At 60.8% G+C, this 21,268-nt stretch carries 17 protein-coding genes and 1 pseudogene; 4 read left to right on the top strand and 14 right to left on the bottom strand.

The features are described 5' to 3' along the window. Nucleotides 1-796, bottom strand: a 796-nt coding sequence (locus B7L71_RS07540; protein WP_139790083.1) for a ComEC/Rec2 family competence protein, incomplete at its 3' end; no start/stop codon positions are given. Between the two features lie 95 nt (nt 797-891). On the opposite strand from B7L71_RS07540, the gene B7L71_RS07535 reads away from it, so the two are divergent. Beyond that, nucleotides 892-1,443, top strand: coding sequence for a DUF2062 domain-containing protein (locus B7L71_RS07535; protein ID WP_081137071.1), 552 nt, complete (start codon nt 892-894; stop codon nt 1,441-1,443). Between the two features lie 11 nt (nt 1,444-1,454). On the opposite strand, the gene B7L71_RS07530 is transcribed toward B7L71_RS07535, so the two are convergent. Then, a complete protein-coding gene (locus B7L71_RS07530; RefSeq protein WP_039177339.1) occupies nt 1,455-2,165 on the bottom strand; it encodes an ABC transporter ATP-binding protein in 711 nt (236 codons plus the stop codon). Nucleotides 2,166-2,175: 10 nt separating this feature from the next. Beyond that, a complete protein-coding gene (locus B7L71_RS07525) occupies nt 2,176-3,417 on the bottom strand; it encodes a lipoprotein-releasing ABC transporter permease subunit (protein WP_081137070.1) in 1,242 nt (413 codons plus the stop codon). 198 nt (nt 3,418-3,615) lie between these two features. On the opposite strand from B7L71_RS07525, the gene B7L71_RS07520 reads away from it, so the two are divergent. Next, nucleotides 3,616-4,686 carry an agmatine deiminase family protein gene (locus B7L71_RS07520; protein ID WP_170919457.1) on the top strand — a complete coding sequence of 357 codons (1,071 nt, stop codon included), beginning with the start codon at nt 3,616-3,618 and terminating at the stop codon, nt 4,684-4,686. Nucleotides 4,687-4,738: 52 nt separating this feature from the next. Next, nucleotides 4,739-5,641 carry a carbon-nitrogen hydrolase gene (locus tag B7L71_RS07515; RefSeq protein ID WP_081137068.1) on the top strand — a complete coding sequence of 301 codons (903 nt, stop codon included), beginning with the start codon at nt 4,739-4,741 and terminating at the stop codon, nt 5,639-5,641. 146 nt (nt 5,642-5,787) lie between these two features. Here B7L71_RS07515 and B7L71_RS07510 read toward each other — a convergent pair. The 3 genes and pseudogenes from B7L71_RS07510 to secA form a co-directional block, all read right to left on the bottom strand. Beyond that, nucleotides 5,788-6,736: pseudogene (locus tag B7L71_RS07510) on the bottom strand (Nudix family hydrolase). Between the two features lie 86 nt (nt 6,737-6,822). Continuing rightward, a complete protein-coding gene (gene argJ, locus B7L71_RS07505; protein ID WP_081137067.1) occupies nt 6,823-8,052 on the bottom strand; it encodes a bifunctional glutamate N-acetyltransferase/amino-acid acetyltransferase ArgJ in 1,230 nt (409 codons plus the stop codon). A 30-nt stretch (nt 8,053-8,082) separates the two neighbouring features. Beyond that, nucleotides 8,083-10,806, bottom strand: a complete 2,724-nt coding sequence (gene secA, locus B7L71_RS07500) for a preprotein translocase subunit SecA (RefSeq protein ID WP_081137065.1) — start codon at nt 10,804-10,806, stop codon at nt 8,083-8,085. Nucleotides 10,807-11,360: 554 nt separating this feature from the next. Between secA and B7L71_RS07490 the strand changes: the two genes are divergently transcribed. Continuing rightward, nucleotides 11,361-11,822, top strand: a complete 462-nt coding sequence (locus B7L71_RS07490) for a DUF721 domain-containing protein (RefSeq protein WP_081137062.1) — start codon at nt 11,361-11,363, stop codon at nt 11,820-11,822. Between the two features lie 125 nt (nt 11,823-11,947). Here the strand turns inward: B7L71_RS07490 and lpxC are convergent, their stop codons facing one another. The 8 genes from lpxC to ftsW all read right to left on the bottom strand — a co-directional run bounded on the left by lpxC (nt 11,948) and on the right by ftsW (nt 21,266). After that, on the bottom strand, nt 11,948-12,859 hold the full coding sequence (gene lpxC / locus B7L71_RS07485; protein WP_081137060.1) for a UDP-3-O-acyl-N-acetylglucosamine deacetylase: 912 nt from the start codon (nt 12,857-12,859) through the stop codon (nt 11,948-11,950). A 155-nt stretch (nt 12,860-13,014) separates the two neighbouring features. Continuing rightward, the gene (ftsZ, locus tag B7L71_RS07480) at nt 13,015-14,196 is read right to left on the bottom strand and encodes a cell division protein FtsZ (protein WP_039177365.1); all 1,182 of its coding nucleotides are present in this window, start codon (nt 14,194-14,196) and stop codon (nt 13,015-13,017) included. Nucleotides 14,197-14,229: 33 nt separating this feature from the next. Continuing rightward, nucleotides 14,230-15,519: a cell division protein FtsA gene (gene ftsA, locus B7L71_RS07475; RefSeq protein ID WP_081137058.1), complete on the bottom strand. Its 1,290-nt coding sequence runs from the start codon at nt 15,517-15,519 to the stop codon at nt 14,230-14,232. 303 nt (nt 15,520-15,822) lie between these two features. Continuing rightward, on the bottom strand, nt 15,823-16,545 hold the full coding sequence (locus B7L71_RS07470) for a cell division protein FtsQ/DivIB (protein ID WP_081137057.1): 723 nt from the start codon (nt 16,543-16,545) through the stop codon (nt 15,823-15,825). 22 nt (nt 16,546-16,567) lie between these two features. Then, nucleotides 16,568-17,506: a D-alanine--D-alanine ligase gene (locus B7L71_RS07465; protein WP_081137055.1), complete on the bottom strand. Its 939-nt coding sequence runs from the start codon at nt 17,504-17,506 to the stop codon at nt 16,568-16,570. Beyond that, entirely contained in the window at nt 17,503-18,915 is a 1,413-nt protein-coding gene (gene murC, locus B7L71_RS07460; protein WP_139790082.1) for a UDP-N-acetylmuramate--L-alanine ligase, read from the bottom strand. Before murC ends, B7L71_RS07465 begins: the two co-directional genes overlap by 4 nt. A gap of 53 nt (nt 18,916-18,968) precedes the next feature. Beyond that, nucleotides 18,969-20,066 (bottom strand): undecaprenyldiphospho-muramoylpentapeptide beta-N-acetylglucosaminyltransferase, encoded by a 1,098-nt coding sequence (gene murG / locus B7L71_RS07455; protein WP_283160407.1) that lies wholly within the window; start codon nt 20,064-20,066, stop codon nt 18,969-18,971. A gap of 18 nt (nt 20,067-20,084) precedes the next feature. After that, nucleotides 20,085-21,266 (bottom strand): putative lipid II flippase FtsW, encoded by a 1,182-nt coding sequence (ftsW, locus tag B7L71_RS07450; RefSeq protein ID WP_039177381.1) that lies wholly within the window; start codon nt 21,264-21,266, stop codon nt 20,085-20,087. Between the last annotated feature and the right edge of the window lie 2 nt (nt 21,267-21,268).

The raw sequence follows: 21,268 nt of genomic DNA, 5'->3' as shown, positions 1-21,268 counted from the left end.
GGGCCAACAGCAGCGCAAAGGACGCTACCAGGCCAACGTGCAAACCGGAAATCACCACCAGGTGCGTGGTCCCGGTGGCATTCAACAGCGCCCAGTCCTGCTGCGTCAGCTGGTCGCTATCGCCCAGCGTCAGCGCGGCCAGCCAGCGCTGGGTACGCGCCTCTGGCGCATTACTCTCCAGGTAGGCCACCGCCTGCTGACGTAGTTGGAAAGGCGCCTCCGACAAACGTTCGGGCGCAGGGTCGTTGCGTACATAGCCAGTGGCATGAATACCTTCACGCCACAGCCACTGGGCATAGTCAAAGCTGTTGGGGTTGGCAAAGCCTCTGGGTGGACGCAGCCGAACGGTCAGCTGCCAGCGCTCGCCAACGGCGTAAACCGCACTGGACTGGGTGGCAGACGAGGGAAAAGCCGAGTAGGCGCTGACCCGCACTTGCTTCAGCCGATCACAGGGCAGCAGGGGCTCCGGCGAGCGGCACGCTTCTACCGCCAGCCTCAAGCGCTGGCTGCCGCCGTCCTCTCTTTGCACGTGGAGCACGCGGGCTTCCAGGGTCAGGTCCTGGCCGCTCAAGCCTTCAGGCAGTCGCTTGCCCCACTCCTGCTGAAGGGTCAGCACCATCAGTGCCACCAGCGCCAGCCATATCGACCAGCGTGGGCGCATCGTCGCCACGATCACGGCAGCCACCATCAGCAGTGCCAGCGTTAGGGTGGCGTCCCGCTCGGCCCCCAGCCAACCCGCCAGCGCACCGCCCAACAGCGCAGCCAAGGCCGCTGGCACCGCACTCCCTCGCCCCATTCCACCTCCCTGGCCGAAACCCTTCGCCTCAGTAGCGTAGCCTAAGCCCTGCGCTATGTGGATAATAGCCTGCACCAATAGCAAGAGTACCTGACATGCCGCGCCGTTTCCTGCAGCGCTACATGCCTAAACCGGACACCATCCGACGCCAACGATCGCTACGTTTCATGGCGCCGTTGATTGCCGACCCAGGTTTGTGGCTACTCACTCGACGCAGCGTTGCCAACGCATTCAGTGTCGGGCTTTTTTGTGCCATGCTGCCCATTCCTTTTCAAATGGTCGTGGCCGCGCTGGGGGCACGGCTGGCTCGCTGCAATCTGGCGCTCTCGATAGGCCTGGTGTGGGTCACCAATCCGCTGACCATGCCGCTGATCTTCTACATCAATTACCGGATCGGTACTTTTTTGCTGGGCGCTCCGGTACGCGAGGCGCCATCACGCATTTCGACCCACTGGATAGCCGAGCAGATGCACGACATCCTGCCGCCCCTCCTGCTGGGCTCACTGATTACTGCCATCGCACTGGCCCTCATCGCCAACGTCGCAATTCGGCTCATCTGGCGCTGGCACGTCTCCCATAACTGGAAACGCCGCCGCCTGAAAAGGCGACGGCGCAGAGCCTGCATCGAATCGCAGTTCGACGATTAACCCCTGAGCGATTAACTCTGGAGCTGCTCGACGAGCCGCCCACCATCCAGCTTCATGACCCGATCCTGATGAGCTGCCAGGCTCACATCGTGAGTCACGATCACGAAGGCACAGGCGCTCTCCTTGGCCAGCTCATCCATCAAGTCCAGAATGGTGCTGGCGGTGGTCTGATCGAGATTGCCAGTGGGTTCATCCATCAACACCAGGCTCGGGTCGGTCACCAGCGCCCTGGCAATGGCCACACGCTGGCGCTCGCCGCCCGAAAGCTCACCAGGCTTGTGGTCGGCACGCGCCTTCATGCCCACCCGGTCGAGCAGTTGCAAGGCGCGCTGTTCGGCGACCTTTTTCGCCTGGCCGCGAATGATCAGCGGCAGCGCGGCATTTTCCAGCGCAGTGAACTCGGCCAGCAGGTGGTGGAACTGGTAAACGAAGCCAATGTAGCGGTTGCGAAATTTGCCAAGTGCGGCTTCGTTCAGCTCCGACAGCGGTTCGCCAGCGATCACCACGCTGCCTTCGCTGGGGCGATCCAACCCTCCCAGCAGGTTCAACAGCGTGGTCTTGCCGGAACCGGAGCTGCCCACGATGGCCACGCGCTCCCCAGCATGTACCTGAAGGTCCAGCTGGTCCAGCACCGTCAAATCCTGCGGCCCTTCGCTATACACCCGTGTCAGGCCACGGCATTCCAGCATGACGGCGGGTGGTTGAGTAATCGTCGAAGTCATCGGAGCATCCTTATTCATAGCGCAGTACGTCAGCCGGTTGAACCCGAGCTGCTCGCCAGGCAGGGTAAAGTGTCGAGAGGAACGTCAGGCCGAAGGCGGCCAGCACGATGTCCCGCACATCGCTCCACTGCAAGCGCGAGGGCAAGTCGCTGATGAAGTAGACCCCGGCATCGAGGAACTGGATGCCGAAAGCACTCTCGAACCAGGCGATGATGTCGGAAATGGTCAGCGCCAGCGCAATGCCGACCGCTACGCCGACGGCAATGCCGATCAAGCCGATGGCCAACCCTTGGACGATGAAAATACCCATGATCGAGCGCGGCGTGGCACCGATGGTGCGCAAGATGGCAATGTCGGCACGCTTGTCGGTCACTACCATGACCAGGGTGGACACGATGTTGAACGCCGCCACCGCAATGATCACCGTCAGCAGCAGCGCAATCATGCGCTTCTCCATCTGGATGGCCTGGAACAGGTTGCCGTGGGAGAACGTCCAGTCGGTGCCACGATAACCCGAGCCCAACTCCCTGACGATGGCCTGGGTTTCGCTCCCGGCCACGAACAGGTCATCCAGCTCGAGTCGCAGCCCACCTACGGCGTCGCCCATGCGCGCCAGGGTCTGCATGTCTTCGATGTTGGCATAGGCCAGATTGGCATCCAGATCCGCGCCCACGCTGAAGATTCCACTAACCGTGAAACGCTTCAGCCGGGGAAAGACCCCAGCGGGCGTAATCGACGCTTCGGGCACCAGCAGCGTGACGCGGTCACCCACCCCGACGCCAAGACGCCTGGCCAGCATGGAGCCCAGCACCACATTCCACTCGCCGGGCACCAGATCGGCCAGCTCACCTTCCCGCATGTGCTGGCCAATGATCGATACCTGGCCTTCCCAGTCGGGGTGGATGCCGTTCACCATGGCCCCCTGATTACGCCCACCCGACGAAAACATGCCCTGCTGTTCGACATAAGGCGCCGCGCCAATCACTCGCTCGCGCTGCGTCAGCCGGTTGGCCAAGGCCTCCCATTCGACCAGACCCTCCTGCGCTTCGATCTTGGTGTGTGGCACCATGCCGAGGATGCGCGTACGCAGCTCATGATCGAAGCCGTTCATGACCGACAACACCAGAATCAACACCGCCACGCCGAGCATCAATCCGAGCATCGAGGTCAGTGAAATGAACGAAATAAAATGGTTCCGGCGTTTAGCGCGCACATAGCGCAGCCCCACCAGGAAAGGCAAACGATCAAGCATGGCTTCATTCCTTAATAATGAGCGTCCATGGTACGGTTTTTTCAGCATGGCTGCATGTACAAACGCAGCCTTAGAGTAGCGAAAGCAGCGGCTGTTCCCTGGCACACGGTAACGCTTGCAAGTTGCGTGGTAACCCCCTAAATTGCGCCCGTTCCTCTTGCCCGCTGGGCGAGCTCTCTTACCTCGACACGAGTACCCGTGACATTGGCTATCAAGACGTATCGCTTGCTCCCCGAATGGCATCCACAGGATGGCCTACAGTTGACCTGGCCCCGCCCAGACGGCGACTGGGCGCCCATGCTATCGCGGATCGAAGCAACCCTTGAGCGCATTGTGTTGGCCACCGCACGCTATCAACGCGTCATCATCAGCGTGCCGGATGAGGCGACTCGGCAACGCCTGCTCGCCACGTTCAGCGCTTCTGGCATCCCCGACGCGCAGCTGCAGCTGATTGTCGCACCCACCGATGATACCTGGGCGCGCGATCACGGCCCCATCACGGTGCTGGACGAAGAGGATCAGCCCCTGCTGCTGGACTATACCTTTACCGGCTGGGGTGGCAAATTTCCTGCCGAGCACGACAACCAGCTCACCCAATGGCTGGCGGACGCTGGAGTATGGGCCTGCCCCGTCGCCTCTCGGGCCATGGTACTGGAAGGGGGTGGCATCGAGACCGACGGCGAAGGCACGCTGTTGACGACCGAAGCCTGCCTGCTGAACCCCAACCGCAACCCGACCCTCAGCCGCGCCGACGTGGAAGCCCGGCTGGCAGACGATTTCGGCGTGGACCGCTTTCTGTGGCTGGCTCATGGCCACCTGGAAGGCGACGATACCGACAGCCATGTGGACACGCTGGCACGCTTTTGCGACCCCACCACCATTGCCTACGTGCGCTGCGACGATCCAACAGATCCGCATTATCCGGCACTGCAGGCCATGGAGCAGGAGCTCAGGGCATTCCGCCAGCGCAATGGCGAGCCCTACCGCCTGATCGCCCTGCCCTGGCCACAGGCCTGCTTCGATCCGGAGGATGGCCACCGGCTGCCGGCTACCTACGCCAACTTCCTGATCATCAACGAAGCGGTGCTGGTGCCCACCTATGGTGACCCCGCCGACGTGGTTGCCCTGCAAGCCCTGGCCACGGCGTTTCCGGAGCACACACTGATCCCGATCGAGTGCGTCAGCGTGATTCGCCAGCACGGCAGCCTGCACTGCCTGACCATGCAGCTACCCAAAGGCACACTCGCCCCGATTGTTTCCATGTCTTGAAGATAATGTCTTGAAGATAATGTCTTCAAACTAACGTCTTGAGGAGAACGGCATGTCACACACGCTGAACGTTGCGGTCATTCAACAGGCTGCCTGGCCTGACAAGGCACGCAGCCTGGCAGAGAGCGAAGCCGGTATTCGCGAAGCAGTCCGTCAAGGTGCCCAGCTGGTACTACTGCAGGAGCTGCATGCTACCCACTACTTCTGCCAATACGAAGACCCGGCGCTGTTCGATCTGGCCGAGCCGCTGGATGGCCCCACCGGGCAGCGCCTGGCCGACCTGGCAAAAGAGCTGGATATCGTGCTGGTGGGTTCGCTGTTCGAGAAGCGCGCCGCAGGCCTCTACCACAATACCGCCGTGGTATATGACCGCGCCCAGGGTCGCGTGGGCCAGTATCGCAAGATGCACATTCCCGACGATCCCGGCTTCTACGAGAAATTCTACTTCACCCCCGGCGACGCCGATGCCGCCCGTGGCGATGGTTTCACCCCCATCGACACCTCGGTGGGACGCCTGGGCATCCTGGTGTGTTGGGATCAGTGGTATCCGGAAGCCGCACGACTCATGGCCCTGGCGGGCGCGGAGCTACTGCTCTACCCCACGGCGATTGGCTGGGACCCCAGCGACGACCCTGCCGAAAAAGCTCGCCAGAAGGAAGCCTGGACGCTGATTCAGCGTGCCCACGGCGTCGCCAATGGCCTGCCGGTACTGGTCGCCAACCGGGTGGGCTTCGAAGCCGACCACTCGGGCGTCGGCGCTGGTATCGAATTCTGGGGAGGCAGCTTCATCTGCGGCCCCCAAGGGGAACTGCTGGCCCACGCTGGCGAGCAGCGCGAGCAGCTGGTGGTGACCCTGGACATGGCGCGCAGTGAAAACACGCGACGCATCTGGCCTTATCTGCGCGACCGCCGTATCGATGCCTACGGTGACCTGACGCGCCGCTACCGGGATTGAACCAAGCGTCCTTTCAACCACCGCCATCGTAAAAAAACGCCTGCCCGGCCAACCCGAGCAGGCGTTTTCATTTGCACCACGAGGCGCCCCTTCCTCACGCCATGTCGCCCGTCGCTTGCCAGCAAGCAGGGCCGGACGTCACGGGCTCACTTCCAGAAATCGCGGATCGACGCGATCCCCTGAGCCCCCACGGCCCGGGCATGGTTGGCATCGAAGCGCGTCATGCCACCCAGCGCGAACACCGGCATGCGCGCCCGCTCGACCAACTGCTGGAAGTCGTGCCACCCCATGGGGGGCCACTTCCGGGTGGGAGGGCGTGGTACGCAGGGGTGACAGCGTCACGAAATCGCAACCCAGCACGGCGGCTTGAGACAGCTGTGTCTGGTCATGGGTCGAGGCAGAGAGCCACTTGTTTTCGGCAATGGGGCGGCGGTCCAGCGACATCAAACGGGCACTGGTGAGATGAATACCGTCGGCATCCACCTGCTCCAGCACTTCCGGTTCAGCATTGAGCAGCAGCTTGGCGCCGTACTGGCGGCACAGCGCCAACGCACGCTCTGCCCGCGTCAGGTAGGCCGCTTTATCCAGCGACTTGGCCCGCAGCTGCACCAGCCGAATACTATCCTCACGCAGGGCACGTTCCAGCAGCGCTGCAAACCGCTCATCATCGGCCTCTTCACCGGTAATGAGGTATTCGGTAGGCAGCATCACTGCGCGCAGGATGGGCAGATTGGCGGCGGGGAACGGGTAGTTCACCAGCTCGTCCATGGGTACCCAGCGCACGGCCTGACCTTCACGCCCGAAAGGTTCACCGGCAAACTCATGCACTTGCCACACGTCCAGCAGAATGTGCTTGTCCGGGTACTCGTGGTGCACACGAATCAGAGGCTGGGCGCGCACGATCTCCACCCCCAGCTCTTCATGCAGCTCACGCTTCAGACCTTCCAGGCCCGTTTCATAGGGCGCCAGCTTGCCGCCAGGAAACTCCCACAAGCCGCCATGATCGACATTGGACGGCCGACGCGCAATCAACACGTGTTTCTGATCAGCGCTGATGATGGCCGCTGCCGCGACATGAACCCGTCGTTTTACCATTACACTCATTACGTCTAATCCACTCTGTGCGCGCCGCACGGGACAGGTACGGCGCTATCTGGCTTTGTTGAGCACGATGCCACAGCCTAGCTGCGGTAATCCGCATTGATGGACACATAGTCATGGGAAAGATCGGAGGTCCATACGGTGGCCCCCTCCTCACCACGACCCAGCGTGATCCGAATGGTGATCTCCTCCTGCGCCATGACCGCACTGCCAGCGGCCTCGGTATAGCTGCTGGCGCGACCGCCCTGCTCCACCAGCCGCACGTCCCCGAGGTCGATGACCACTCGGCTGACGTCGAAGGCCTCAACTGGCGCACGGCCCACTGCGGCCAGAATACGCCCCCAGTTGGCATCCGAGGCATACAGCGCGGTTTTCACCAGCGGTGAGTGGGCAACGGTGAAGGCGACATCCAGTGCTTCCTGGCGGCTACGCGCCTCATCGACCTGCAGAGTGACGAACTTGGTCGCTCCTTCGCCATCACGAATGATGGCCTGTGCCAGCTCGGTCATCACGCGCTGCAGGCCGTTGCGGAAAACCGCCACCTGCTCATCGCTTTCGATGCGAGCGCCGGTTCCCGTGGCCGCCAGCATGCAGGCGTCGTTGGTGGAGGTGTCGCTATCCACCGTGATGCAGTTGAACGACCGGTCGACGGCCTCGCGCAGCAGGGTTGCCAACAGCGCTTGCTCGATGGCCGCATCGGTGACCACGAACCCCAGCATGGTAGCCATGTTGGGCTTGATCATGCCCGACCCTTTGGTAATGCCGTTGATGGTGACCTGCTGGTCCCCCAGCGCTAGCGTCACCGTTGCCCCTTTGGCGCGGGTGTCCGTGGTCAGTATACCTTCGCCGGCGTGTTGCCAAGCCTGACTACTGGCCGCCAGGGTGTCCAGCGCTGGCGGCAGACCCGCCAACAGCCGCGCCATGGGCAGCGGCTCACCGATCACACCGGTCGAAAACGGCAGCACCTGCTCCGCCGAAACGCCTGCCTGCGCGGCCAGTGCCGCGCAGCTCTCACGCGCATCCTGCAGTCCCAAGTCGCCGGTACCCGCATTGGCATTACCGGTATTGATCAGCCAGTAACGAGGTGCCTTCCCCGCCGCCTGACACTGTGCCATATGCTCCTTGGCCACGATGACCGGCGCTGCGCAGAACGCATTGCGGGTAAACACACCCGCCACACTGGCGCTTTCGGGCAGCTCGATCACCACCATATCGCGGCGGCCCGGTTTCTTGATGCCCGCCATTGCAGTGCCCAGACGCACCCCTTCAAGGGGTGGCAACTCCGGAAAGGGAAGGTTACCCACCGCCATGTTTCTCTCCTTAACGTGCGCTAACGATAATCAGCTTAGTTTGCCGCAGCACTGCTTGTATTTCTTGCCGGAACCACAGATACACGGATCGTTACGGCCGACTTTCGGCCCCTCACGGCGCAGCGGGCGCCCATCGGCACCAGGCGCGGCTGCCTCACCACTTTCGCTGGGCGCATCGTGGCGGCTGGCCGCCGTGGCCTTCTCACGCGCCAGCTCTTCGCGGCGCTTCTGCTCCAGCGCATCCACTTCTTCTGGTTGGCGCACCTGGACATGACTCAGGATGCGGGTGACATCGGCCTTGATGTTGGTCAGCAGATGCTGGAACAGTTCGAAGGACTCGCGCTTGTACTCCTGCTTGGGGTTCTTCTGGGCGTAGCCACGCAGATGGATACCGCGACGCAGGTGGTCCATGGATTGCAGGTGTTCTTTCCAGCGTGTATCCAACACCTGCAGCATGACCTGCTTCTCGAAGCGACGAATCAGTGCCGCGCCCGCCGTAGCAATCTTGGCTTCATAAGCTTCACGATGCATGGTCTGCAGGCGCTCACGCAGCTTCTCTTCACTGAAGCGCTCATCCTCTTCCGCCCACTGAACCACCGGTGCGTCCAGATTAAACTCGGTTTTCAGATGCGACTCCAGGCCATGCAGATCCCACTGCTCGGCCAGGCTCTGCGGCGGCACGTAGGCGCTGATGGCCTCTTCCATCACCTCCTCACGAATACCCAGCACGGCGCTCGATACGTCGTCAGAGGCGAGAATTTCGTTACGCTGCTCGTAAATGACGCGGCGCTGGTCGTTGGCGACGTCATCGTACTCGAGCAGCTGCTTACGAATATCGAAGTTGCGCCCCTCGACTTTCTTCTGGGCACGCTCGACGGCGTTGGACACCATCTTGTGCTCGATGGCCTCGCCACGCTCCAGACCCAGCGCCTGCATCAAGCGCTTCACTCGGTCCGAGCCGAACAGTCGCATCAGGCTGTCTTCCAGCGAGAGGAAGAAGCGCGTGGAGTCAGGGTCGCCCTGACGGCCCGCACGGCCACGCAGCTGATTGTCGATACGACGCGATTCGTGGCGTTCGGAACCGATCACGTGCAGCCCGCCAGCTGCCAGTACCGCATCATGACGCTCCTGCCACTCGGCTTTCAGGGCATCGAGCTGGGCCTGGGTCGGGTTCTGCAGCTTGGCGGCATCGGCTTCCCAGTTGCCGCCCAGCATGATATCGGTACCACGACCGGCCATGTTGGTGGCAATGGTGATGGCGCCAGGGCGCCCGGCCTGGGCAATGATTTCGGCTTCGCTCTGGTGCTGCTTGGCATTGAGCACGCTGAATTTGAGGCCCGCGTCACGCATCAGGCGTGCCAGATATTCGGAGGTCTCGATAGAAGCCGTACCGACCAGCACCGGTCGACCCGCCGCGGTCTCGGCAGAGACGTCCTTGATGATGGCTTCGTACTTCTCTTCGGCACTCAGGTAGACGAGATCGTTGAGATCCTTACGGGCCAGAGGCCGGTTGGTGGGAATGACGATAACGTCGAGGCCGTAGATCTGACGAAACTCGAAGGCCTCGGTATCTGCCGTACCGGTCATGCCCGCCAGTTTTTCATAAAGGCGGAAGTAATTCTGGAAGGTGGTCGATGCCAGGGTCTGGCTTTCACGCTGAACGGTAACACCCTCTTTGGCCTCGACCGCCTGGTGCAGGCCTTCCGACCAGCGGCGGCCAGGCATGGTGCGCCCAGTGTGCTCATCGACGATGACCACTTGCCCGTCGGCGACGATGTAGTCGACGTCAAGATGATAGAGGTGCCGCGCCCGCAGCGCCGAGTGCATGTGCTGCAACAGGTTGAGGTTTTGCGCCGCATAGAGCGAATCGCCTTCGCCCAGCAAGCCTTCGGCGCGCATCAACTCCTCGACCTTGTTATGGCCTTGCTCGGTGAGCTCGACCTGCTTCTGCTTCTCGTCCAGCACGAAGTCGCCTTCGACAGGAGCGTCTTCGTCTTCGGATACTTCCGCCTGCTCCAGCTGCTGGGCCAGACGGTTGACGATGGTGTACAGCTCGGTGTTCTCGTCCACCGCACCGGAAATGATCAGCGGCGTACGTGCTTCGTCGATCAGGATGGAGTCCACTTCGTCGACAATGGCATAGTGCAAACCGCGCTGCACCTTGTCCTCCAGCGAGAACGCCATGTTGTCGCGCAGGTAGTCGAAGCCAAACTCGTTGTTGGTGCCGTAGGTGATGTCACATTGGTAGGCGTGACGCTTCTCTTCAACGGTCTGGCCAGCAAAAATCACCCCTATCGACAGCCCCAGGAACTCATACAGCGGGCGCATCCACTCGGCATCACGGCGGGCCAGATAATCGTTCACCGTGACCACGTGTACCCCTTTGCCCGTCAAGGCATTCAGGTATACCGCCAGCGTGCCCACCAGGGTCTTGCCCTCGCCGGTTTTCATTTCGGCGATACGCCCGCGGTGCAGTGTCATGCCACCGACCATCTGCACATCGAAGTGACGCATGCCCATGACTCGCTTGCTGGCTTCGCGCACTACCGCAAAGGCCTCAGGCAGCAGTTTATCCAGGCTTTCCCCAGACTCCAGACGCTGGCGCAGCTCGGCCGTCTTGGCCTGCAGCTCGCCATCGCTCAAGCCGACCAGGGTCTCTTCCAGCACGTTGATACTCTGCACGCTCTTGAGCATGCGTTTGACTTCACGGTCGTTCTTGGAGCCAACGACTTTGCGTAACAAGGAATTAATCATGAAATATCCACATCAACAGGAGCGACCTCTTCAGGCGCACTCTTTCATAGGGTCAATTAACGTCGGGTAAATGAACGTACCGCTAGCAGCAGGTCAACGGGCTGGCGGCCCTCGAGGAGAGCATACATCCAGAGCGACCGTCTGGCGGGGCATGACGGAAAAGAAAGAGATAAAGCTTTTCAGAACAGGAAGTTGACGCTGCTGGCGTGCTACCCAGCGCCTTAACGCGCGGCGCTTTTTGGCGATCCACTGCGACTGGGCACGCAGCATGGCGGGCACCCAAAAGCAGATACACACGCTCCGGTCGCTGCTGCGCAGATCAGAAGGGTGTAAACTGGCGGGCAGCAGACAGCTCACCAGCAGGCCCGCAAGCCACCAACGCGCCAGCCCATGGCGACGATGCCGCCGTGGCAGAGCAGATAATGTATCGAGCGTTGATGGCATGCTGTGGCGTGGCTCCTGAGCGTGTTAGGCTCTGTCGATAGACAAAAAACATGGGTGCTGCGCGCACTCGTCAGCACGAAACTATCCGCAACACCCCAGGAATCAGGTGAATGAGTATAAAGGTTAAGCGTTCCCGCGCACAGCCCATTACCCAATTGCTGAACACCTCCGCTGGCGCCGGCCACCTGATGCGCCAATCGCGCCTGATCGATCAAGCCCAGACCCATCTGCGCGCCCATCTGCCTGAAGAGATGCGCGAGCATGTCTTCGTAGGCGGCTTCAGCAACGGGCGGCTAACCCTGATCAGCAGCCAAGCCAGCTGGTTGACCTGGTTACGCTATGAGCAACCGCATTTGTTGAGCCTGCTGCACCAGCTCCCCGGCTTTACAAGGGTAACGGGGTTCACGTTAAAAGTGCGCCCGGTACGCACCGTGGCGCCACCAGCACGCTATGCACGCACCCTTTCCAGCAGTGCTGGCACAACGCTCAAGGAGTGCGCCGAAGATACCGAACACCCCAGGCTAAAGCAGGCCCTGGAGCGCCTTGCTTCGCACGCCCAGCGTACGTCATGAAACCTACGCAAAACAGGCCGCTCGCCCACCATTAGGCCAAACGCAATAAAGCACCGCATGGCGGTGCTTTATCTTTAGTGAGGGGACACTCCCCGATTTTCAAGCGACGACCCTTAAAAACCACCTCAGGCCATGGCAGGTGCCGCGTAGGAGATCGGCGCAACAGCCTTCTCTTCTTCGAAGGTCACGATTTCGTAGGCATCGGGCTGCGCCATGAGTTCGCGACACAGACGATTGTTGAGGGCATGGCCGGATTTCACGCCACGGAACTCGCCAATCAGGCTATAGCCAAGCTGATAGAGATCGCCGATGGCGTCGAGCACCTTGTGCTTCACGAATTCGTCCTCGTAGCGCAGACCACCTTCATTCACGATACGGTAGTCATCCACCACGATGGCGTTGTCGAGACTGCCACCCAGCGCCAGATTGTTCGAGCGCAGGTACTCAAGGTCACGTATGAAGCCAAAGGTTCTGGCCCGAGAGACTTCCTTGACAAACGAGGTCGTGGAAAAGTCGATCAATGCCGTCTGCTTCTGCTGCTCGAAGACAGGGTGGTCGAAGTCGATGGCAAACGACACCTTGAAGCCTTGATGGGGCAGGAATACGGCCTCCTTGTCACCATCACTGACCGCCACACGACGCTTGATGCGAATGAATTTCTTGGCCGCGTCCTGCTCGAGAATACCCGCAGACTGAATCAGAAAAACGAACGGGCTAGCGCTACCGTCCATGATCGGCACTTCCGCGGCACTGATATCGACGTAGGCATTGTCGATTCCCAAGCCCGCAAAGGCAGACATGAGGTGCTCGACGGTGGCTACCTTGACGCCTTCATGGGAAAGTGCCGTGCACAAGGTAGTGTCTTCCACCAGCTCGGCGCGGGCAGGAACGTGAACCACTGGGTCCAGATCGGTTCTGACAAACACAATACCCGTGTTGGCCGGTGCCGGGCGCAAAGCCAGATGGACTTTCTTGCCAGAGTGCAGACCCACTCCAGTGGCGCGGATGACGTTTTGTAGTGTGCGTTGTCTGATCATGGGCAGTGGTCAAGCTCTAATATCGGCGGCGTGTAACGAGTCGCTACCCAGCCGCAGGGGGAGAAAAGTTATCAAACAGTGTTCACTTTAACAGCAAACGAGCGTTTTACCAATAAAACTCTCGTTTGCTGCCTCAATAAACCTGATAGCGCAGATCAATCTGCCTGGCGGCGCAGGAACGCGGGGATATCCAGATAGTCATCGGCATCGGCCGAACGACGTTTTTCAGGGCGTGGCTTGGCTGCTGCTTCCGGCGCTTCGGCACGCGCGGTAGCCTGTTGCCGCATGACGGTGGGCTGCTGCAATTTACGGTAGTCGGAGCCACCGGCATCTGCAGCGGAGCGGCGTGCCGGTTCGCGAGACACGGCCTTGGCCTTGCTGCCATCCAGGCCAGCCGCCACAACGGTCACGCGCAGCTCGTCGGACATTTCCATATCGATGGAAGTACCCACGACGATGGTGGCTTCCTGAGAGGCGAACTCCTGCACCGTGGCACCGACGTCATTGAACTCGCCAATGGATAGGTCGGGGCCAGCCGTGATATTGACCAGAATACCGCGGGCACCGTGCAGGTCGATATCTTCCAGCAGCGGGCTGCGGATGGCTTTCTCTGCAGCTTCACGGGCACGGTTCTCACCAGTGGCGCCGCCAGTGCCCATCATCGCCATGCCCATTTCGGACATGACAGTACGCACGTCGGCAAAGTCGACGTTGATGATGCCCGGGCTGGTGATCAGCTCGGCAATGCCTTGCACCGCCCCCAGCAGCACGTCATTGGCAGCGCTGAATGCCGTCAGCAGGGTCGCGTTCTTGCCCAGCACCGACAACAGTTTTTCGTTGGGGATGGTGATCAACGAGTCGACATGCTCGGAAAGCTCTTTCATGCCCTCCTCGGCCGCTCGCATACGCTTTGGCCCTTCGAACGGGAAGGGACGGGTGACCACGGCAACCGTCAGGATGCCCAGCTCCTTGGCGACCTGGGCAACCACAGGCGCGCCTCCCGTCCCCGTGCCGCCGCCCATACCGGCAGTGATGAAGACCATGTCGGCGCCACTGAGCAGCTCGGCAATGCGATCTCGATCTTCCATCGCGGCCTGGCGACCCACCTCAGGGTTGGCGCCTGCGCCCAGCCCTTTGGTGATTTCCCCCCCCAGCTGAAGCACCGTTTTTGCCGACACTCGCTTGAGCGCCTGTGCATCGGTGTTGGCGCAAATGAATTCGACGCCTTCGATGTTGCTCTCGACCATGTGGTTGACAGCATTACCGCCGCCGCCGCCAACACCGACGACTTTAATGACCGCACTGCTCGAGGGTGCGTTATCTACCAATTCGAACATAAGCCCCGTCTCCTGAACCGCGTCGCGGCCCTATCAGAAATTTCCTTTGAACCAGCCTTTGATTCTTGCCAGCGCCGAATGGCCATCCTTGATATCACGCCGGGCAAATTCACTGCGTCCTTTGTGTCCCGCAGCGCTTCCCCCGTGGCTTTCTAGGCCTTGCCCATGACGCGTTTCCTGCAGTGCATAGTGCAGCAAGCCAACGCCCGTCGCATAGATAGGATTACGAACCACATCTGCCAGGCCTCTGACATTTTGTGGGCAGGCAATACGAACCGGCATGTGAAAAATTTCTTCGGCCAATTCGCTGACACCTTCCATGCGTGAAGTGCCGCCGGTAAGCACCACTCCCGCCGCCACCATATCTTCATAGCCACTGCGGCGTAATTCGTCTCTGACCAGCGTGAAGAGCTCTTCATAGCGAGGCTCCACGACTTCTGCCAACGCTTGACGCGACAGATCTCGTGCCGCTCGATCGCCCACGCTGGGTACTTTGATCATTTCATCGCTGGCGGCCAGCTGCGTCAACGCGCAAGCGTATTTTACCTTGATTTCTTCTGCGTGCTGAGTGGGCGTGCGCAACGCCATGGCGATATCGTTGGTGACCTGATCACCCGCGATCGGAATCACCGCCGTATGGCGTATGGCACCTTCGCTGAAGATAGCCATGTCTGTGGTTCCCCCACCGATATCGACCATACAGACACCGAGCTCGCGCTCGTCTTCGGTCAGTACCGCCATGCTGGATGCCAGCTGTTCCAGAATAATAGCATCCACATCCAGACCGCACCGCCGCACGCACTTTTCGATGTTCTGCACGGCATTCATGGCAGCCGTGACCAGGTGCACCTGAGCTTCCAGACGAACCCCGGACATACCCAACGGTTCGCGGATGCCCCCTTGGGCGTCGATGGAAAACTCCTGGGGCAATACATGCAGCACTCGCTGCCCTTCGGAAATGGCCCGTGCCCGCGCGGAATCGATGACCCGTTCGATATCGTAAGGAGTGACTTCGCGCTCCTTGATGGCCACCACGCCGTCGGAATTCATGGAGCTGATATGGCTGCCTGCCACACCGACATAGACGGAATGGATGTCGCAACCCGCCATCAGCTCGGCTTCTTCTACTGCACGCTGAATCGACTGAACGGTGGATTCGATATTGATGACCACTCCCCGCTTCATGCCGCGAGAAGGGTGAGAACCGATACCGGCGATTTCAATCCCACCATCATCGGTGGGTTGACCGACTATCGCGACGACCTTGGACGTTCCAATGTCCAGCCCGACAACCATATTGGATGCGTTGGGTGAGCCTGCCATGAGTCGGTAAATCTCCTTGTCGTCGTTTTATAAGAACGGGGATCGCTTTTAATGCTTAAGCAAAAGCAGGCGAAACCCAAAGATAAAATAAATAATCTGACTAAAACTGTGTGACGCCGCTAACCGCTGACCGAATAATAAAAACTGACCCACAGCATCGCCTGGGACATAGTATAGAAACAATAGCCACAATACGACTAGCCCAAACCAACGATAATTGGCTTGGAAAGCATTTTAAACCCCATAAAAGGGTTTTTTAGCGGGCCGACCTGCCCATTTACCCGATTTTTTGCACATTGCGTCTTATAGTGACTCGCCCTCCTCCTCCGGAACCTCGGTTTCACCGTGCCACGCCACCGCCACACCATTGGGATAGCGCAAGTCGATATAGCGAATATGCTCGCCCACGCTACCCAGCTCACGCTGCCAGGAGGCCGACAGCCGGGCAAGTCGTTCGCCATGGTGACGACGCCCCAACATTACCCAGGTGCCTTGATCAAGTTGAAGTCGCCAGGCACCACGAGGCTCCAGGCGGAGCTGAGCCAGCGTCAACGACAGTCCGGCAAAGTGCGGCGTCAAGCGCTGATAATAGGCCAGCACTTCCGCACTGCTTTCCTGGGGGCCCGCCAGATCGGGCAATCCAGGGGGCACGGCAAGAGGCGCATAGGAGAAAGGTTCGCCTCGCGGGTTAAGCAGGAAGTCGTCATTCCAGCGGGCTACCGGCGTCTGTTCTATCAATTCGAAGACCAGCGCATTGGGCCACTCTCTGGAGATTCGCACTTCATCCAGCCAACCAATCTCCAGCGCATTGCGGCGCAGCTCGCCCAAGTCCGCCGATAACCAGGTAATGTCCTGAACCAGCGGGGCCAGCTGTGAACGCAAATAGTCGGCGCTCACGTATTCCCACTCGCCTCGAATGGAGACGCGCTCGATAGGGCGATCCAACCAAAGCCATAGCGCTCGGCTCCCCGCCCCCAGCAGCAATGCCAGTAGAACGATACCGAGCCACGCATTGCGCTTCTTCATAAGGAACTCATGCCATGCCCCGTCACGAATCGCGCGCCAGTGCAGTGGTCAAAATACGCATCACCAGCTGGTCGAAATCGATGCCAGCGTGGGCTGCTGCCTGTGGCACGAGGCTATGATCGGTCATCCCGGGCACGGTATTCACTTCGATCAGCCAGAAGTTGCCTGCAGCATCACGCATGACATCGATACGCCCCCAGCCTTCGCCACCCACGGCAAGGAAGGCCTCCTTGCACAGCGCAGCCAACGTCTGCTCGTCTTGTGCAGACAGGCCACAGGGCAAGTGGTACTGGGTGGTATTGGTCAGATACTTGGCTTCATAGTCATAAAACCCACCGGGCACCTCGACACGGATAGCAGGCAACACGTCATCGCCCAATAGTGCGACGGTGTATTCATCACCGGTAATAAAGCGCTCGGCCATGACCCTGGCATCGAAGGTAGCAGCCTGGGCATAGGCGGCTTTCAGCTCATCGAGACTGCGGACGATACTGATACCCAGAGTCGAGCCTTCGTGTACCGGCTTGACCATCATGGGTAGCCCTAACTGGGCTACCACCGCCTCCCAGTCCGAACCGGCATTCAGCATGATGCACGCCGGCGTGGGCAGGTCGACGGCTTGCCACACCTGCTTGGTACGCTGCTTGTCCATGCCCAACGCCGAGGCCAGCACGCCACTGCCGGTGTAAGGCAAACCAAGCAACTCCAATGCCCCCTGCAGCGCACCATCTTCACCGCCACGCCCATGCAGTGCGATGAACACCGCGGTGGGGTCGAGGCGCTCGAGGCCCGCTAGCCCACCCTCCTTGAGATCGTACCCCTGCGCCTTCACGCCTTGACGCTGCAAGGCATTCAGTACTGCAGCACCACTCTTGAGCGACACCTCGCGCTCGGCCGACATGCCGCCGTAGACCACGACGACACGCTCCAGGCCTGCCTGCTGCGTTTGCCCTGATGTCATAGCACCACCTCTTTCATGACCAGCTTGGCTTGGGCAAGGCGCAGTGAAATACCACCCACATCGCCCGCGCCCTGGGTAATCAGAATATCGCCTGGACGCAGCACGTTGTTGAGCAGGGCAGGCAGCTCGTGCTTGTGCTCCACGAACAGCGGATCGACATCGCCACGTTGACGGATGGAGCCTGCCAGGGTCTTGCCTTCAGCACCCGGCACCACCGCCTCGCCAGCGCTGTACACGTCGAGCAGCACCAGCGTATCCACCTGAGACAGTACGCGCACGAAGTCTTCGTAGAGATCGCGGGTCCGGCTGTAGCGGTGGGGCTGATAGAGCATCACCAGGCGGCGATCGGGCCAGCCGGCACGCACCGCCTGAATGACCATATCCACTTCCCGCGGGTGGTGGCCGTAATCGTCGACCAGCATGATCTCGCCTTCGCCGACCGGTGCCGGATAGTGGCCATGCACCTGAAAGCGCCGCCCTACGCCTGCAAACCCCATGAGACCGCGCTGGATGGCGTCATCACTGACCCCGGCGTCGGTCGCCACCACGATGGCCGCCATTGCGTTCAAGGCATTGTGGCGGCCCGGCATGGCCAGTCGAATGGCCAGCGGAGGCACGCCACCGGGCCGCAGTGCCGTGAAGGAGACTTCCCCGGCCTGCTGACTAAAATCCACGATGCGATAGTCAGCGTCTTCATCGAAGCCGTAGGTCACGAACTGGCGCTTGATACGCTCGCACAGCCCGCGCACGTGGGGATCATCGATACACAGCACCGCCAGGCCGTAGAAAGGCAGATTGTGCAAGAACTCGATGAAGGTGTTTTTCAAACGCTCGAAGTCACCCCCATAAGTGGCCATGTGGTCAGCATCGATATTGGTGACGATCGACACCATGGGCTGAAGGTGAAGAAACGACGCATCGGATTCGTCGGCCTCGGCCACCAGATAGTCACCCTCCCCCAGGCGAGCATTGGCCCCTGCGCTGGTGAGCTTGCCACCAATCACGAAGGTGGGATCCAGGCCGCCTTCTGCCAGCAGAGTAGCCGTCAGGCTGGTCGTGGTGGTTTTGCCGTGGGTACCGGCCACGGCAATGCCGTGACGAAAGCGCATCAGCTCGGCGAGCATTTCCGCACGACGCACTACCGGCACGCGGTGGTCGTGCGCCCAGCGAATTTCAGGATTGGTTTCATCGATGGCACTGGAGACGACGACGACGTCCGCGCCTTCCACGTTCTCCCTGGCGTGCCCAATGAACACGTCGACGCCGCACTGACGCAAACGCTCCACCACACTGGACGCTTTCATGTCACTGCCGCTGACCTGGTACCCCTGGTTAGCGAGCACCTCGGCAATGCCGCACATGCCGGCACCGCCAATACCGACGAAATGAAGCCGCTGGATACGGCGCATACCCGGGCCGCTCGGGCCACTCAGCTGCGGCGACGTATGGTTGACTGACTCGGTCACGCAGTTTCTCCTTGCTTCACCAGCGAGAGACAGCCTTCGGCCAGGCGCTCGGTCGCGTTCAAGGACGCCGCTTGACGCGCCTTGGCGGCCATCTCTGCCAGGGTCTCTGGGTGGAGTAATTGTTCCAAAAGGTTACTTAAATAGTCAGCCGTCAGCTCGGCCTGAACGATACATAGGGCCGCGCCCGCCTGAACCAGCACCTCGGCATTCACCCGCTGATGGTCATCCACAGCAAAAGGAAACGGCACCAGCAGGGCGGGCTTGGCCGCCGCTGCCAGTTCGGCAATCGTCAGCGCACCGGCTCGGCAAACGACCAGATCCGCCCAGGCATAGGCCGCGGCCATATCATCGATGAAAGGCGAAACCTCGGCGACCACCGCCTGCTGAGCATAGGCGTCTGCCGTGGCGATATCGCGCTCCTTGCCTGCCTGATGACGCACCTCGGGACGTCGCTCCGGCGGCAGCGCAGCCAAGGCCACAGGCAGGCGCTCGTTCAACGCTACCGCGCCCAGGGAGCCGCCTACCACCAACAGGCGCAGCGGCCTGCCCTGCATGTCGGCCACCTGGCGGGGCTGCTCGCCCAGCGCGGCGATATCATCACGCACCGGGTTGCCGATCACCTCGGCACGCGTGCCAAACGCATTTTCGAACGCGGCATAGGTACGCGTGGCCAGGCGCGACAGCACCTTGTTGGTCAGCCCTGCCACGGCATTCTGTTCATGAATGACCAGCGGAATACCGGATAGCCGAGCCGCCAGACCGCCAGGCCCGCTGGCAAATCCACCCAGCCCTACCACGACATCCGGCTTGAAACGCTTGATGACACCACGTGCCTGGAGCACCGCGCGCGACAGGTTGAGCGGTGCCTTGAGCCAACCAGCGGCACCATTGCCGCGCAACCCACTGATCGCAATGGTATGCAGCAGAATGCCCGCCTCGGGCACCAGCCGGTTTTCAATTCCCCGCGGGCTGCCCAGCCACTCCACGGCAACCCCTTGGGACTGGAGAGCACGCGCCAGCGAGAGCGCAGGAATGACGTGCCCTCCCGTTCCTCCCGCCATGACCAAAACCCGTCGACCCGCATGTATCGCCACAAACAGCTCCTTGAATAATTACGTCAACCGCGGCTCTCGGCGAGCACGATAAGGCGTCGACAAACGACGCGGGCGATGCCGAGTTTCTGCATCCACCCGGAGCAACAGCCCCACCATCATGCCAGTGACCAGCAGACTGGAGCCTCCGTAGCTGATCAGCGGCAGGGTCAGCCCTTTGGTCGGCAGCAAGCCAGCACTCACCGCCATATTGATAAACGCCTGAGCCGCCACGATAAAGCCGATCCCGTAGCTCACGTAGGCACCGAACAGATGCCCAGCCAGCTCTGCCCGTCGACCCACCCACATGGCCCGCACGATGAACAGGGTGAACAGCAGCACCACGGCTATCGCTCCAATCATGCCCAGCTCTTCGGCCACCACCGCAAAAATGAAGTCCGTATGGGCTTCGGGAAGATAGTGCAGCTTCTGCACGCTGTTGCCCAATCCGGTGCCAGTCACATGGCCACGTCCAAACGCGATCAATGCCTGCGTCAGCTGATACCCGGTGGCGAACTGGTCGGCCCAGGGGTCCAGGAAGCTGGTCCAGCGCGCCAGTCGATACGGCTCCATGACGACCATCATCACGGCACCAAACCCCAGTACCCCCCCACTGCCCAGCAACAGCGTCAGCGAAGCGCCACTCATCATCAGCATGCCGATTACACAGACGGCATATACCACCATGCCGCCGAAATCCGGGGCAAGAAACAGCAGGAAGGCAGGAATAGCCAGTACTGCCAAGGGGCGCCACATGGTAAAAGCACGCTGGCGCAATTCGTAAGTGAAGCGCGACATGAACGCTGCCATGTAAAAGATCAGCCCCAGCTTGCCGAATTCCGAGACTTGCAGGCTGGGAAGCGGCCCCGGCAGGGCAATCCAGCGCTTGCTGCCGTTGACTTCTTGACCCACGGCCAGTACCACGACCAGCATGAAGATGCTGAACAGCAGCAGCAATGCCGCGTTCTGACGCCACAGCTCCAGCGGCACACACACCATGAACAGGCATGCCATGATGGCCAGCACCAGAAAAATGCCGTGCTGGCGGGCATAGTGATAGCTATTTTCCAGTAGCCCTATCGACGCGGAGCTGACCATGACCCAGCCCAGCCCCGCCAGCGCGACCGCCGCGACAATCAGCCAGACATCGCAAGGCAGGTGGCGGGTTGCCAGCGCTTCACGCAGTCGTTGCACCCTACTCATTG

Origin of the sequence: Halomonas sp. BC2 (genome assembly GCF_002078115.1) — a bacterium.
GTDB lineage: Bacteria > Pseudomonadota > Gammaproteobacteria > Pseudomonadales > Halomonadaceae > Vreelandella > Vreelandella stevensii.
The sequence above is the reverse complement of the archived record's forward strand: the minus strand, read 5'-3'. Positions and strand labels throughout refer to the sequence as shown.

Bases quoted from the DNA above. Each gene is read 5' to 3' on its own strand.
- B7L71_RS07530 (WP_039177339.1), bottom strand. From the start codon at position 2,165: ATGACTTCGACGATTACTCAACCACCCGCCGTCATGCTGGAATGCCGT.
- secA (WP_081137065.1), bottom strand. From the start codon at position 10,806: ATGATTAATTCCTTGTTACGCAAAGTCGTTGGCTCCAAGAACGACCGT.
- ftsW (WP_039177381.1), bottom strand. From the start codon at position 21,266: ATGAGTAGGGTGCAACGACTGCGTGAAGCGCTGGCAACCCGCCACCTG.
- ftsA (WP_081137058.1), bottom strand. From the start codon at position 15,519: ATGGCAGGCTCACCCAACGCATCCAATATGGTTGTCGGGCTGGACATT.
- B7L71_RS07465 (WP_081137055.1), bottom strand. From the start codon at position 17,506: ATGACATCAGGGCAAACGCAGCAGGCAGGCCTGGAGCGTGTCGTCGTG.
- B7L71_RS07490 (WP_081137062.1), top strand. From the start codon at position 11,361: ATGAGTATAAAGGTTAAGCGTTCCCGCGCACAGCCCATTACCCAATTG.
- B7L71_RS07525 (WP_081137070.1), bottom strand. From the start codon at position 3,417: ATGCTTGATCGTTTGCCTTTCCTGGTGGGGCTGCGCTATGTGCGCGCT.
- B7L71_RS07515 (WP_081137068.1), top strand. From the start codon at position 4,739: ATGTCACACACGCTGAACGTTGCGGTCATTCAACAGGCTGCCTGGCCT.
- murC (WP_139790082.1), bottom strand. From the start codon at position 18,915: ATGCGCCGTATCCAGCGGCTTCATTTCGTCGGTATTGGCGGTGCCGGC.
- argJ (WP_081137067.1), bottom strand. From the start codon at position 8,052: ATGGCGGTGGGTAACCTTCCCTTTCCGGAGTTGCCACCCCTTGAAGGG.
- B7L71_RS07470 (WP_081137057.1), bottom strand. From the start codon at position 16,545: ATGAAGAAGCGCAATGCGTGGCTCGGTATCGTTCTACTGGCATTGCTG.
- B7L71_RS07535 (WP_081137071.1), top strand. From the start codon at position 892: ATGCCGCGCCGTTTCCTGCAGCGCTACATGCCTAAACCGGACACCATC.
- ftsZ (WP_039177365.1), bottom strand. From the start codon at position 14,196: ATGTTCGAATTGGTAGATAACGCACCCTCGAGCAGTGCGGTCATTAAA.
- lpxC (WP_081137060.1), bottom strand. From the start codon at position 12,859: ATGATCAGACAACGCACACTACAAAACGTCATCCGCGCCACTGGAGTG.